This window comes from Micromonospora olivasterospora (assembly GCF_007830265.1).
GTDB lineage: Bacteria > Actinomycetota > Actinomycetes > Mycobacteriales > Micromonosporaceae > Micromonospora > Micromonospora olivasterospora.
Window position 1 is genome coordinate 3752970 of the sequence record NZ_VLKE01000001.1, and the last position, 14544, is coordinate 3767513.

Genomic DNA, 14544 nt, shown 5'->3' on the forward strand with positions numbered 1-14544 from the left:
CCCGTGAGCCTGCTGCCGAGCCCGATCCCGCATCCGCTCGACTACTCGCCCTGGGAACTGCCCGGCTGGGTCTACGGGGCCCTCGACTGGGTGGTCGGGGTGGAATGGCCGGAGGGCAACGAGCGCGCGGTCTGGGACCTCGCCGACCAGTGGTACGACGTGGCCGCCGCCCTGGCGGGCCCGCGCGATGACGCGATCGTCGCCGTCGGCGAGGTGCGCGGCGGGTTCGGCGGTGTCGGGGCGGTCGCCGAGGCGTTCGACGCGGCCTGGCGCCGGGTGGCCGAGGGCGACGAGGCGCCCCTGCCGGTCCTGCTCGCCGTCAGCACCGACCTCGGCCGGCTGGTCGAGGAGTGCGGCTGTGACATCGAGGGCGCGAAGCTCGAGGTCTGGATCGAGCTGGGCATCCTGGTCGTCGAGTTGCTCGCGCTCGCGGTGGCGGCCGTGCTCACCGTTGGGGCCGCCTCGCCCGCGGCCGGCGCCGCCATCGCCGCCACGCGTGTGGTCGTCCAGCAGATCTTCAAGCGGCTGATGGCGCAGTTGGCCCGCAAAACGCTCAGGCAGGGGCTGAAAGAGGCGGGCGAGCGCGCCGCCAAGCAGGTGGCCGAGGGCGGGATGCGGGGCCTGGCCCGGAAGGCGGCGCTCGGCGGGCTGGAGGAGGCGGCCCAGGAGTCCGGGGTGACGCTCGCCACGCAGGCGTACCAGAACTCCACCGGTCGCCGCCACGGCCTGGACGTGACGGACATCGGCATGTCGGCCCTGGGTGGCGCGGCCGGCGGGGCGGCGGCGCCATTGGCGGGCCTTGGCCGGCACGCCACCGGGCGGGCGGCGCGGATAGGCGAGCACTTCGGCCGGGAAATGGGCGGCGAGGCGATCGCGGAGCAGGCCGCCAGCCTCGCCACCGGCCAGGGACTCGTCTCGCTGGAGGACGCGGCCCGGGCGGCGGCGTCGGGCGCGACCGGGTCGGCCACCGGCCAGGCCGACGTGGCGCTGCACGCCAGGCTCGACGCGCGGATGGCCGCCCTCGCCGGGGCGCCCCTCGCCCCGGCGGACCTCGCCGTCCCGCCGGATACCGCCGTCGCCCCGGCGCCGTCGGCCCAGGGACCCGCCGAGGCTGCGTACGCCGGGCTGGAGTCGTCCGGAAGCGGTAGCCCGCCGGGGCGCGACGATGAGCGGACGCCCACCGATGCGGTGGATGCCGGTGTCGGTGGCGCCGACCAGGGGCTCGGCTCGTCGCAGGCGGTGGACGGGAAGCCTTCGCTCGACCACGCCGGTGGGGGCCCGCAGCCCTTGTCGGGGCCGACCGTCGGGGACGGGGTCGCCGCGTCGTCAGTGCCGGTCGACGCGCGTCTGTTCGAGTCGTCGCCGGTGCTGTCCGCCGTCGACACCCAGGCGGCGCCTGCCGTGACCGAGGCTCCCCGCTCGGCTCTCTCGTCGGTGGCAGCAGGAGACGTCACGCAGCTCGCGGGCCGAGGAGCGGACGCAGGCACCGGGGCGGCTGTCGGCGGCACGGGGTCGCTCGCCGGTGCCAATGCGTCAGTCGCCGGCAGTGCCGGGACCGGCACCAGTGGCATGGGGCCGGCCGCCGGCGCCGAAACCGGTGCCGGTGGGCCGTCCGCCGGCACGGCGTCCAGCGGCGCGCGGACTGTGCATTCCTCGGCGGCGCCTCCCTTGGCGTCCGTTCCGAACACGGCCGCGGCGGCGCCGATCTCTCCGCACAGCACGAGTGGTTCGGCAGGGCAGCCCGTTCCCGGCCCGAGGGGCGAGCCGGTGCCGCCGCGGTTTCCGAAGCTCGAGGCGCTGAACCCGAACCCGCGACCGGCCACGCCCCAGCCTTCTGCGGAGTCCGCCGACTCTGCCGTCCCGCTGCCGCGCTCCCCCGAGTGGTGGGCGGCGAAGTGGGCGGCCGACCGCGAGGCGTTCGACCGGCGCCGGTACCGGGACTACTTCGAGCGGCAGCGAGCCTGGTTCGAGGACAAGCGCCGCCGCGGAACTGCGGCCGAACTTCGTGCAACAGCCGCGCTTCACCTTGAGCAGGCTCGCTGGCTGATCCGGCAAGCCCACAGCCTGACGAGGGCGGGCCGTACACACGCCGCCGACGAGTTCATTCTGGGCGGCCGGGAGCGGGAGCGGGAGTCCTACCGGCAGACGGACCTAGCCGACGCCGTCCTGGAGGGCAGGGTGGCTCCGCCGGTCGTCGACATCGACAACTGGGACGACTTCTCGCGGATCAACACCGACGACCCCTCCCTCGTCGTCGCCACGGTGGAGGCGGGTGGCCCGTCCGCGCTGACAGGCGACGACGACCCGCCGCCGATCGACCGGTCCCGCCGGTACGGGGAGTGGGGTGGCCTGCGGCCGCCGCTGGCGCTGCACCAGTCCGACCTCGAAGGGACGATGCCCCGCGACGCCGCCGGACAGTTCCTCCGGACCGCCGATCCTCGGCGGGGCGGCTGGTTCAGGCTGGCCAACGACGGTGGTCCGAGTGCCGACGCCACCCGCGCGATCAACTGCCTGGACTGCACCCTGTCGCTCTACGAGACCTGGGTGCACGGCCGTCCCCGGGTCTCCGCGCCCCGCACCTTCGACTCGTACGCGGAGGGGGACATCACCAGGCCCCTCGGGGGTGAGATCGGTGGCCCGGGCCGCGTGGAGGCGGTCACCGGCGGACGCTTCCAGCAGTTGGCCGCGTGCGACCCCGGCGGGTCTCCACAGGACGCCTGGAAGGCGGTCAACAGGGGGTTCCGAACCATCGAGGACCAACTGCGGGCCGGCGGTCACGGCAGCTACGCGTTCCTGATCACCGCGTACGAGGGCGGCGGCTCGCACGCCTGGGTGGCGCTGAACCAGAACGGGTCCGTGCTCTACCTGGACCCCCAGAACGGCAGCGTGTCGGACATGCCGCTCTACACCCATGACGGCTGGACGGCCAGGCACAACGTCACGGATATCGACGCGCTGATCCTCGACCCGGACGGCCGGCCCATGCCGGTGCCGGGCGCGCCGCCGGGGCAGTTCAGCCAGTTCGGGGACTTCGTCGAGCCGGAGCCGGAGGACAGGAGCCGCGAGTGGCAGCCGGGCCCTGACGATCCCACCGACGACGAGCTGTACGTCAACCGGGTCCACCTGCTCGAGGGGCCGGAGCCGACGGGGCCCGCCCAGGCAGAGAGCGGCGGTGGGTTGCCGGGGAGCTCACCGGAACCGTCGCCGAGACTGAATGACGGGCAGGACAGCGCTGACGGAGTACGGCAGCCACGCGTGCAGGCCCGCACTGACCGCCTGGAGGCGGGCGTGTCCGTGCACGATGTGGTCGCCGACAGCGCCGATCTCGATCAGGTCTTCACCGCTGGCGTGGCGCCGAGCGAGGTGGCGGCTGTGCTGGACGGCCCGACGCTGCGACGCCTGGTGCCTCAACTCGACGATGCGGCGGCGCGGGACCTGGCGCGGTTGTTCGGGGATTCGAGAGTCCGGCAGATGCTCGACGCAACCTGGCAGGAGCCGCCCAGGGGAGAACCGCTGCTCGCGGAGGAGTTGGTCAAGCAGCTCGTCGCGAACCCCGATCTGGCCCGCCTGATCCTGTCGACACCGGAACTGGCCGACTCGTTGACAGCGCGCCCGCTAACCCTGCACCACCTTGCCGCCCACCGCCAGGCGATCGGGGTGCTGGAGTCGGTCCTGCGTGAACTCAATGAGCATGGCCCGCAGCTGATGAAAGCCCACGAATCTCCCACACCTAAAGCAACTCCGTTAAACGCCAACCATCGCCGAATCAGCGCGATGATCCAGACTGGGTCAGGTGTGGTCGCTCAGTCCGGCTTTGACCGCAATCGGATGGCTGACCCGAAGTACCGCGGCGAGTACCTCGATTCCCTGTATGAAATGGCCTCGGTGGCGCAGTCCGAGTTGGTGGAGCTTGCCAACTGGATTGCTCGGGTGGACGGGCGGGAGGTTGGCGCGGCAAACTGGCGACGTGAGCCCAAGGACCGCCAGCGAGCAGAGGACAAGATTGCTGAGTACGAGGGCGATGTGTCGCGCCTGTTAGACCTTGCTGGCGCCAAGGTGGAATTCTCGACCCTTGACGATTTATATGGAGCGCTTGAGCGTCTGGCGCGTCACCAGGGCGTGAGCATCGTCAGGTATAGGGACCGTTTTCAGAATCCGCAGGACAGCGGCTACCGTGATGTGCAGCTTGTGTTGAGGATGTCGAATGGGCACCTGGCGGAGTTTCGGCTCCATCTTGCCAGTCTCGACCGGGTCGCGGTCTGGGAACACGCCCTGTACGAGGTCCGGCGCGATCTCGACGCGTTGGCCCTCCAGGAACGGCGACCACTCACGCCACGTGAGCGCGCGATGTTCAACGGCATACTTGAGCGGGAACAGCGTCTATTCTGGGACGCGTTGGTTGCAGGCCTCTAAGGGGTAACTATGAGATTTTCGTCAGGGCTTGCTCTGCCTGCCTACTACCTCTATTACGACTCGCCGGTCAAGATTGTCGCCACGTTGGACGGAGGTGCTCGTGTGTGGCGTCTATCCTCCAGCACCGGGGGGTGGCAGGAGAGGAACGATCTCTTTGAGAAGATCGTTTTTGCGATTGGTGGTGAGGTGTTCAGCTCCTCGCCCGAGGAGTTCGTGCAGGACGTAGAGGAATATCGGGCACACTATCTGTCAGGGGAGGGGCCTATCTTCGCCCTGTATGAGACGGTGAAGGCGATCGTCGACGCGGAGGAGCGAGAAGGTCGCTATCTCACCGAGACGGAAAGAGCAATAGTGCAGGGCATCAGGCGGAGGACGTTCGTCATGTTCGAGGAGGAGTTGCAGCGGGCTGGCGACCCCGGCGCGGACCCCACCATCGCCTCGTCCTAGCGGCCGCCGGGCGTACCCCTCCCGCCCCTGTCTGGGCGCCGCCCCCCGTGTCGGCTGTCGCTGGTCGAGATCTCGGTGCGAACCGGTCCTTGAGGGGCGATTCGTGCCAGGATCTACCGTCCGGGGTTCGGGCGTCGCCGGGGTCGGGGGAACCCGGTGGACGGGAAGGGCGGGGGTGTGGCTATTATTAGTCCGCGCCGCCCGGCCCTGCCGGTCGGAGAGCATGGTGGCTGTAGCTCAGTTGGCAGAGCACCGGGTTGTGGTCCCGGTTGTCGTGGGTTCAATTCCCATCAGTCACCCGTCACACGAAGGCCCCCTCCGGCTCGGAGGGGGCCTTCGTCGTACCGGATGGCCGTCAGGCCGTCGGCTCGGCGCTGGGGGACTCGCCGGCGTCGTCGGGGGTGGCCTCGGGGCTCGGGTCGGCGGTCGCGTCCGGGTCGTACGGCAGGGCGCTGCCCTTGACGTACTCGTCCCAGCTCATGTTCCAGTCGGTCCAGCCGTTGCCGTTGGCGAGCTTGCGCTCGGTGCCCTTGACGGTGATCGGGTCACCGATACGGGTGTTGGCGAACAGCCAGGCGCCGTCCTTCATCGACACGTTCACGCAGCCGTGCGAGACGTTGACGCTGCCCTGCTGCCCCTCCGACCACGGCGCCGCGTGGATGAACTCACCACCCCAGGTGAGCCGCTGGGCGTAGTCGATCTTCGTGCGGTAGCCCTCCTCGGGGCCCAGCTCCTCGAAGGTGTCGAAGACGGTCTTGCGCAGCTTCTCGATGACCACCATTGTGCCGCTGGACGACGGGGTGCTCTTCTTGCCGAGGCTGACCGGCAGGGTCTTGATCACCTTGCCGTCCTTGGTGACCGTCATCCGCTTGGTCTTGTTGTCGACCGTCATGATCAGCGCCGGGCCGGTCTTGATGTCGACCGTCAGGTCGGCCCGGCCGTACCAGCCGCTGCCGAGGGGGAGACCGCCGGCCTGGACCCGGTACTTGATGGTGCTGCCGGCCTTCCAGAACTCCTTCGGCCGGTACCGGATCTCGGTGGGGCTGACCCAGTGCCAGATGCCCTCCTGCGTGGGCGTGGAGGCCACCGTCATCCGGCGCTGCACGTCGTCGCGGTAGCTCTCGGGGACGGCGCGGCTGAACTTGACGATCAGGGGCATCCCGACGCCGACCACCTGCCCGTCGCCCAGGAAGCTGGTGATCCGGACCTGCTTGGCCGGCTTGGCCATGGTCGTGAAGGTGCTGGTCGCGCTCGCGGGCTTGCCGTCGTCGCCGGTGGCGGTGACGGTGGCGGTGTAGGTCTCGCCGTACTTCAGGGCGCCCGCGGGCAGCCAGCTGTTGCCGTCCGCGGAGAGCGTGCCCTCGACGGCCTCGCCAGCGGAGTCCTTCAGCTCGACGGAGGTCTTCTTGGCGTCCTTGGTGCTGAAGGCGATGGCGGTGGACGCCGGCACGTCCTTGGCGTCGGCCACGGGCTCGCTGATGGTGGCGGTCGCCTTCGGTGCGCCCTCGCCGCCGCCGCCCTGCCAGCCCGGCGACTTGCCCCCGTCGCCGCTGGCGGTGCAGGCGGAGGTGAGCGCCAGCGCGGCGGCGAGCACGCCCGCCGCGAACAGGCGTCGGCGCCCCCCGCGCCGGATCAGCTGATCATGGGTTGCGCGCATGATTCCCTCACAGTCGTGGTGCCCCGGTTCCTCATCGTCTCTCACTGACGCACCGGAACAGGTACCCGTTTCCGGGGGTGAAGTGAAACACGCGGATCGTGATGTCCGAATGTGGATAGTTTCTTGGCCTCGCGAGCGTTGCTCGCGTACGACAGAAGCGGGGCACCCGGCTGGGGCGCCCCGCCCCTGTGCGTTCGCGGATCAGGCCAGGGCGGGGCCGGAGCCGCCCTTCGGCACCGGCAGCGCGCTGCCCTTGATGAACTGCGACCAGCTCAGACTCCAGGCCGTCCACCCGTTGCCGGGGGCCAGCTTGCGTTCGGTCCCCTTGATGGTGATCGGGTCACCGATCTTCGTCTGGGAGAACAGCCACTTCGCTTGCGCCATGGAGACGTTGACGCAGCCGTGGGAGACGTTCTGCCGTCCCTGGACGTGCTCGGACCAGGGCGCCGCGTGGATGTACTCGCCGCCCCAGGTCAGTCGCTGGGCGAACTCGATGTCCGTGACGTACCGATTGGCCGGGTCCGGGTCGTCCCGGGTGTCGAAGACCGTCGACTCCTTCTTCTCCATGACGACCATCGTGCCGCTGGAGGAGGGAGTGCTCTTCTTGCCCAGGCTCACCGGGATCGTGCGGACGACGTTGCCGTCCTGGTAGACGGTCATTTTCTTCGTGGCGTTGTCGACCTTCATCTCGAACGCGCGGCCGATCTTGGCGGTGGCGCTGCGGTCGACGTTGCCGTACTTGCCGTTGCTGAGCGGGATGCCAGCCAGTGCGATCCGCACGGTGATCGTGGTGTCTGGCTTCCAGTACTGCGGTGCCCGGTAGTACGCCTGGGTGCCGTTGTCGACCCAGTGCCAGGCCCCCGGCTGCGGCGGGTCGGTCCGGACGAACATCCGCTTCTGCACGGCGGCCCGGTCCTTCTTGGGGATGCCCGGGTGGAACTCGGTGACCACCGGCATGGCCACGCCGTACGTCCTGTCACTGAACAGGTAGAGCCCCGAGGTCATCATCGACTTCGGCTTGGCCATTGTCGTGAACGTGCTGGTGCCCTGCCGGATGTCGCCACCCTCGCCGGCCGCGGTGACGGCGGCCGTGTAGCGCGTGCCGTACTTCAGGGGGCTGTTCGGCACCCACGAGGTGCCGTCGGCGCGCCAGCGGCCCTGGACCTTGTCGCCGCCCGCGCTGGTGAGGGTGACATCGGTCACCTTGCCGCCCTTCGGGATCTCCGCGGAGATCTCCGTGCTGACGGGCCGATTCTTCGACCCGTCCGCGGGGCTGAGCGGGAGCGTCGGACCGGCGCTCGTGGGTGCGCCGTCGGGCGCCGCCCCTGTCTCCGGGGAGACGCTGCTGCCGCCGGCTGAGGCGCCGCCGACGAACTCCGGCTTCTTCTGGTCGTCGGTGCACCCGGTCAGTGCCAGCGACGCCATCAGGCTCAGGGCGCCCACCATCGCCCCGGCCCGCGCGAACCTGCCCATTACCACCTCTGTTCTCGCGTACCTGCCGGACATCGTGCCGCACAGCCTCCATGTGGTACCGCCCGCGCGTCTCCTCGGTGGGGGATTTGGGGGCTGGTGCCCGAAAAGCATGACCGAAGAGGGGAGCCGGGGATCGGATTGGAACCCGCAACGGGGGCCGTGCTAGTGTTCTCCCCGTTGCCAGCGAGCGCCGCTAGCTCAACTGGCAGAGCAGCGGACTCTTAATCCGCGGGTTCGGGGTTCGAGTCCCTGGCGGCGCACCAACAATCAGGGCCCTGACCTGGCGTTTCACGCTGGGTCGGGGCCTTTTTCGTGTCCCCGCCGACGGCTGGGTGCTCGGTGGGTGCTCGGGAGCGGTTGGACGGTTCCGGCAAGCCACGGACGCGGTGCCGTGACCGTGGACGCATGGGTCGGCCTGGCTCACGCCAGCATGGTCTGGCTGCCGCGGCGTTCCGGCCTGGCGACGGTTGGGGGAGCTTCGACGTTACTGTCAGCGACGGTCGTCGTGATGGCTCCGACGCGACGGCGTGCCTCCTTTGAGTCGGCGAGGCGCGGCCTTGGGGGTGCCTTTCGATGATCGTTGCCGGGGCGCGACCAGTTCTTAGAGATCAACTAGAGGTCGCCTGGTTTGCCTGTATCGCGACTTTCGGCATCAGCTTTTCGGTTGATTGTTTGAACAGTGATCTCCAAAATCGGCCTCAAAACCCCGTTTTAGAGACGCGGGTGCTCGCACGGCGGCGACAGGGCTTCGCCTTGATGACCGCTGAGAGACCGTCGGGTAACCAGCTCCGAGCGTTCTGTTACGGGGAGACACGTCGATGCCGGGTGCTCGACAAATAGATCATCCCCGCCATGATCGCGTTGTGTGCGCAACTGCAACTGTGGCGGGGATGACGCCCGTTCATGCTATCCGTCGAGCTTGACCGATGCGATGTGGGCGATCCTCGCGCCCTTGATGCCGGTACGCGACCTGCGTAAAGGCGGCCGGCCGCGCAAGTGGGGAGATCGGCTGATCCTGGATTCGATCTTCTATGTGCTGCGGTCGGGCTGTCCGTGGCGGATGATGCCGCGGGATCTGGCGCCACCGGACGCGGCACATCGCTGGTTCACGACGTGGCGGAAGAACGGAACGTGGGACGCGATCCACGACGAGCTTCGCCGGCAGGTGCGGGTAGCGGCCGGTCGTGAGCCGGAGCCGACAGCGGCGGTGCTGGACGCCCAGTCCATCAAATCCAGTGAGGGCGGCGAATGCCGTGGGTTCGACATGGGCAAGAAGACCACCGGCCGCAAGCGGCACCTGGTCGTGGACACGATGGGGCTGATCCTGGTCGTGATGGTCACCTCCGCCTCGGTCAACGACCGTCCCGGTGGCCGGCGGATCCTGGCGCGGCTGGCCGAGGCGTTCACCACCATCGCCCTCGTGTGGGCCGACGGCGGCTACGCCAACAGCATCGACTCCACTCTGCTGACCTGGGCGAAAGAGCAGCTCGGCATCCTGGTGGAGATCGTCAAGCGCAACGACGACGTCAAGGGCTTCAAGGTCCTACCGCGCCGGTGGGTGGTAGAGAGGACGCTGGGTTGGCTGGTCCGTAACCGACGCCTGGCCCGGGACTACGAACGGCTGACCGTCAACTCAGAGGCCATGATCAAGGTAGCGATGATTCGACTCATGACGATACGCCTGGCCGGTCAAACGATCCGCTGGGCCAACGCCACCGAGCGCGAAGCCGCCCAACGCATCAACGTTGAGCGACTTCTCGCCACGTAGTCACCCGGTTACCCGACGGTCTCTGAGAGCGTCGGTCCCGATGGCGGTTGCCCCGGTGTGGCAGGCCCGGAAGTCGGTTCACTGACCACCCTCCGTCACGGGCGAAACCGTGTGTTCGACTGCCGGTGTGTCAGGGGATCATCGGGAGATGGGTGACCACGCGGCCGTGCGGCGGTTGCCGCCACGGCGGTGGCGGATCCTGTCGTTCCTGGCGCAGCACGGTTCGACGTCGACGCTCGACGTGGCGCTGGTCTGTGACGTGTCGAGGCTGACGGCCCATCGGGACCTGGCCTGGCTGTACGAGGCGGGGCTGGTACGTCGTAGGCGCTCCGAGGAGGACCGCACGCACACCTGGTGGTACGAGGTCACGGCCGAGGGGGTCGAGGTGCTCCGCCGCGACCGGACGGCGTCGGGGCGGTCGGTGCCTCTGCAACTGGGCCGGCGGCGTCCGAGCCTGGCGGATGCGCTGCTGTTTCTGCCGTTGCTCGAGGTGTCACGGCGGAACCCGGGGCGGTGTGAGCTGTTCCAGTGGCTGGCGACCATGGAGACCTCGGCGTGGCTGCGCCAGCACGACCTGGCGCACCTGCGGGCCGACGGCTACGGAGTCTGGCTGGAGGACGGGCGGTGCCTACGGTTCCTGGTGCACGTCGATTCGGGACCGGTTGGCGATGCTGTCGCAGAGCGTGAGAAGCGGTCGTCGGGACTTGGTGGGCTGCTGGCCGGGTACCGGCGTATCGACCCGGCGGTTCCGGTAGGAGCGGTCTTGGTCATCGCTCAGGACGCCGAGCGTGAAGAGCAACTGCTGGCGGACCTGGGCCGTGAGCCGCTACGAGCGCGGATCGCTGTGACGGCGAGAGAGATGTTGTATCGGCATTGGTCCAATGAGCAGGTGTGGAGGCTGCCCGAGGGCAGCAACGCCAGGCGGCTGACGGACCTAACGGTGGACCGGTCACCGTGAGGGCCCATCGTGGGGGTTCCGTGCGCGACGGCAGGCCTCGACGCTGTAGATGGACGTTCATTGACGTCGACCCCATCTTGACTTGATGTCACGGGGTGAATGCGTTGAGCTGCTTATCGGTGGAATAGGTCGGCCGGGCGGGGGTGGTCGTGGGCATACAGGTGGATCCCGAGTGGTGGAGTTCGGGAGTCTGGAACGGCCGGCCGATCGGTGAGTTCCTGCGGCGGCGCGACGTAGCTGCTGTCTTCCGGTTCCTCCATGCTCGCGGTGTGTCCTACGGCAGGATCGCGGCGCTCGTCGGCGTCTCACCCAACCGTGCTGCGGAAATCGCGAAGGGCGCCCGGCAGGTCACGGCCTACGAGGTGCTGGAACGGATCGCGGTCGGCCTCAGCATCCCGCGTCCGGCCGTGGGTCTCGGCCAACACGAGGACGCTGGTGGGGTACAGGACGGCAGCCGCGCGTCCAGTGTGGGTGGCGGGGCGGGCCAGACGTTGGCCGGTGAGGGGGCCAGCGTGAAGGTGAGCAGTCTTGCTCGGCTCCGTTTGGACCTGGACGAGGCCCTTGCGTCGGCGAGTGTCGCTCCGCGGCATCTTGATTTGATTGAGGAATCGGCCGGCGAGCACATGCGGGTGTACCCGTCTGCTTCGCCCCAGGTGATGTTGTCGTTGTTGGCCGCTGACTGCCGGGAGATTCAGGTCCTGTCGCGTCGGCGGCAGCCGGCGGCAGTCCAGGCCCGGTTGTCTGGGGCGGCGGCACTGCTGGCGACGATGTGCGCCGATGCGTTGATGCGGCTGGGTGATGTGGCTGAGGCCCGGCGGTGGTACCGCACGGCGATCCATGCGGCGGATGACAGCGGGCAGGCCTGGTTGAGGGTGCTGGTGCGGGCGCAGGCAGCGATGCTGCCCTACTACTACGGAGATCCGCGCCAGACCGTTGCTATCGCTGAGGCGGCACTGGCGGTAACTCCGACCGCTTCGTCGTCAGGTGCCTTGGCGGCGGCGGGCCGGGCGCGTGCCTTGGCCCGGGTCGGGGCCACGGAGCAGGCGCGGTCGGCCATCGACCAGGCACGCCGGATGTTCGACCAGGCCGGCGATGGGGACACCGACGTGGCGTTCAAGTTTCCGGCGAAGCGTCTGCTGCTCTACCTCTCCGGGACGTACACCTGGCTCGGTGACACGAGTGAGGCGTACCGGGTCCAGGACGAGGCGTTACGGCTGTACGGAGCGGCTCCGGCAGCGCCGATCGACGTGGCGCTCATTGCCCTGGACAGATCGATGTGCCTGGCCCGTGACCTGCGGGCAGCCGAAGCAGCAGTGACCGCGCGCGAGGCCGTCGCGAACCTGCCTGAGGCGCAACGGACGGAGATCATCCTGACCAGGGCCACCGATGTGGCGTCGGTAATCCCCGAGAGGTACCACCGCGGTGAGGTGGCCGCATTGACGGACTACGTGCAGGCGTGCCGCGAGCGCGCCCGTAGGCTTGGGACCACAGCCGCCGCACTCGGTCCCTAGGAGCCCCATGTTCGTCGAGGCGCGCACCCGACCGGTGCTCGCCGAGGTCTGTCGTCGCCTGGGCTACTGCGGCTCTGACGCGATCCTGCTCCGGCACCACAGCAACGCCGTCTACGCCGTTGACGACGTGGTGATCAAGATCGCCCCCGGTGATCTTGGTGTCGAACGGGTGCGCGCCGTTGTAGCTGTGGTGGACTGGCTGACGACCCGACGGTTTCCCACGGTGGAACTTCATCCGGGCCTGGCCCAGCCATTAGAGGTGGGCGGGCACGCCGTCACGGTCTGGCAGCGCCTGGACCCAGCGCACCGTCACCCGATCACTGTCTCTGAACTCGGAACGCTTCTGCGTGACCTGCACGCCCTGCCCGCCCCGCCCATGGCGCTGCCCGCTCTGCGACCGATCCACGGCATCGTGCGATCCGTTGCCCGATCGGAGATCCTGACCGAGAAGGAGCGAGCTCTGCTGACGGGCCAGCTCGAGGTGCTGGCTGCGGGTTGGGAGACGATGCGGTTTCCCCGCGGTACGAGTCTGATCCAGTCCGACCCCCAGATCCGCAACGCGCTCCGGCGATTCGACGGTACGCCCGTGTTGGCTGACTGGGATGGAGCCGCCCTCGGGCCCCGGGAGTGGGACATCGCGACGATTGCCGTTCATTGCCGCCGGTTCGCCTCTCCCGGCCCGGCGGCCTTCGCTGACTTCACCGCCGCCTACGGCTGGGATGCCACCTCCTGGCCGGGATTCGAGGAGCTGTGTCAGCTCCGCGAACTGCAGATGATCGCGACCAACGCCCGCAAGTCCCGTCCTGGAACCGAGGCTGCCGACGAAGTGCACCACCGGATCGCGGGCCTCGTCGGCGACGAGGCAGAACTCCGTCGGTGGCGGATTCTCTGAACCCAGCTCACCGAGCAGCCGGCGTTACCAACGCGCGAGCATCCGCGCAGCTCGGACACCATGGGGTCCACCGTGACCCGCCACGCTGGGTCTATCTCCCACCCCGCCACGAAGCGATCGTGGACCTCAGGAACACATAGGCGGAACGGTCCGGGCATCACTGAAGCCCCAGTCGCCGCCCGTGTCCCGGCCGGAGTCAACACCGGTCGAGTAACGGCCCGAGGTGTGGCGCGGTACGGATGGCGCTTCCAGGTCCGCATTTCCGCGCCCACCTCGGTGCCCTTCCGAGAAGGGGTAGGACCATGCCCGCACGCAGAACGGCCTCCCGCAGGGTCCCGCGACAACCCAAAAGCCCAGGGTTCATGAGCGGTCCGATGATCGGCGGTGCGAACCGGGTCAAGATCGGCCCTGCCGGTCCGGACGCCATCGATGTCCTAGCGCGGATGCGCGCGCCCGCCACGCCCACACCGCCACCGCCCTTGACGACCACAATCCCGCCAGTCCGGGCCGTGCTCTTGGGGAGCTGGCTGTGACTCTGTACGTCTCCCACATCACCCAGCCCGATGCGCAATTTCCGACACCGGCCCCTGCCGCGCTTGGCTCGCCATGGCGGGAACAGACCCTGTCGACGGCTTCCCAGAGGCTGCGCCGGGCCTGGCGCCTTCTGACCGGACGCGAGGCGACCGTACCCAGCCGGGCGGCGCAATCCGACAACCGGCATTGCCGCGCCGGTGCCCACCGGGTGACCCCAGGGAGCACCCGGCCCAGCCGGAGTCAGAGTGCGCCGGTTGATCAGCGTCCGTACCAGCACCCGGCGGCAAGATCCGCCTCGCAGCCCCGAGCGCTGGGGCCGGCTAACACTGCGGTCGAGAACAACCCGCGGTGGGCGAAGGACGCTACCGTCGCCCTGCCGATGGTGGGGCAGGCCGGTTACCCGACTGTGGCGCAGGCGTGGCGCGGGCGGGGCGGTCGGTGGTGACCCGTACCGAACCGCCTCGCCCGCACCTGCCGATGCGCCCGTTGTGGCGGTGCCGGGCCTGCGGCGCCGAATGGCCCTGCTCACCGGCCCGGCTTCGTCTGCTGCGCGAGTACGACGGATATCGGCTTTCCCTGGCGTTCTACCTCGTCGTGATGCTCAACGAGGCCGTGCAGGACGCGCAGCGGCTCGGGCTCTCCATCGACCTCGCCGCCTGGTACACCCGCATGGTCGCTTGGATCCGCCGCCCTGAGGTGCCGGTGGAGAATGCACCCGGAGTAACCACACCGGTCACGAGCGCCACCTGCGGCCCCTCAAGCTGAGTGGCGCCGACACCGTGTAGCTGATGGAACCGCGCGGCGTGTGACGCCCGCGCGCGGGCTGGTTCCCGTCAGCTCGCACCGAGCAGACCGTCGCGGCCCTGTCCCGCCGCTGCCCGCGAATCCTCG

Annotated in this window: 8 protein-coding genes, 2 tRNA genes and 1 pseudogene; 9 read left to right on the forward strand and 2 right to left on the reverse strand. The window is 69.2% G+C overall.

Going from position 1 to position 14544, the window contains the following annotated elements:
* The first annotated feature begins 3 nt into the window (after window positions 1-3).
* The 3 genes from JD77_RS17190 to JD77_RS17200 all read left to right on the forward strand — a co-directional run bounded on the left by JD77_RS17190 (window position 4) and on the right by JD77_RS17200 (window position 5159).
* Window positions 4-4413, forward strand: a complete 4410-nt coding sequence (locus JD77_RS17190) for a toxin glutamine deamidase domain-containing protein (protein ID WP_145775309.1) — start codon at window positions 4-6, stop codon at window positions 4411-4413.
* A gap of 9 nt (window positions 4414-4422) precedes the next feature.
* Window positions 4423-4860, forward strand: a complete 438-nt coding sequence (locus JD77_RS17195; RefSeq protein ID WP_145775310.1) for a hypothetical protein — start codon at window positions 4423-4425, stop codon at window positions 4858-4860.
* Window positions 4861-5086: 226 nt separating this feature from the next.
* Window positions 5087-5159, forward strand: a tRNA-His gene (locus JD77_RS17200).
* Between the two features lie 56 nt (window positions 5160-5215).
* Here the strand turns inward: JD77_RS17200 and JD77_RS17205 are convergent.
* Together JD77_RS17205 and JD77_RS17210 are read right to left on the reverse strand one after the other, a co-directional pair.
* Window positions 5216-6517 (reverse strand): L,D-transpeptidase, encoded by a 1302-nt coding sequence (locus JD77_RS17205; RefSeq protein ID WP_145775311.1) that lies wholly within the window; start codon window positions 6515-6517, stop codon window positions 5216-5218.
* Between the two features lie 201 nt (window positions 6518-6718).
* Complete coding sequence (locus JD77_RS17210; protein WP_145775312.1) at window positions 6719-7990, reverse strand: L,D-transpeptidase; 1272 nt, start codon at window positions 7988-7990, stop codon at window positions 6719-6721.
* Window positions 7991-8177: 187 nt separating this feature from the next.
* On the opposite strand from JD77_RS17210, the gene JD77_RS17215 reads away from it, so the two are divergent.
* The 6 genes and pseudogenes from JD77_RS17215 (at window position 8178) to JD77_RS32860 (ending at window position 14418) form a co-directional block, all read left to right on the forward strand.
* Window positions 8178-8253, forward strand: a tRNA-Lys gene (locus tag JD77_RS17215).
* 602 nt (window positions 8254-8855) lie between these two features.
* Window positions 8856-9677, forward strand: a pseudogene (locus JD77_RS17220) (IS5 family transposase); the annotation flags it as partial.
* 229 nt (window positions 9678-9906) lie between these two features.
* Window positions 9907-10716: a DeoR family transcriptional regulator gene (locus tag JD77_RS32855; protein ID WP_246140720.1), complete on the forward strand. Its 810-nt coding sequence runs from the start codon at window positions 9907-9909 to the stop codon at window positions 10714-10716.
* A 143-nt stretch (window positions 10717-10859) separates the two neighbouring features.
* Window positions 10860-12227, forward strand: a complete 1368-nt coding sequence (locus tag JD77_RS17235) for an NsdA family TPR-like regulatory protein (protein ID WP_145775314.1) — start codon at window positions 10860-10862, stop codon at window positions 12225-12227.
* A 7-nt stretch (window positions 12228-12234) separates the two neighbouring features.
* Window positions 12235-13119, forward strand: coding sequence for a phosphotransferase family protein (locus tag JD77_RS17240; RefSeq protein ID WP_145775315.1), 885 nt, complete (start codon window positions 12235-12237; stop codon window positions 13117-13119).
* A 975-nt stretch (window positions 13120-14094) separates the two neighbouring features.
* The gene (locus tag JD77_RS32860) at window positions 14095-14418 is read left to right on the forward strand and encodes a hypothetical protein (RefSeq protein ID WP_211372589.1); all 324 of its coding nucleotides are present in this window, start codon (window positions 14095-14097) and stop codon (window positions 14416-14418) included.
* Window positions 14419-14544: the final 126 nt, after the last annotated feature.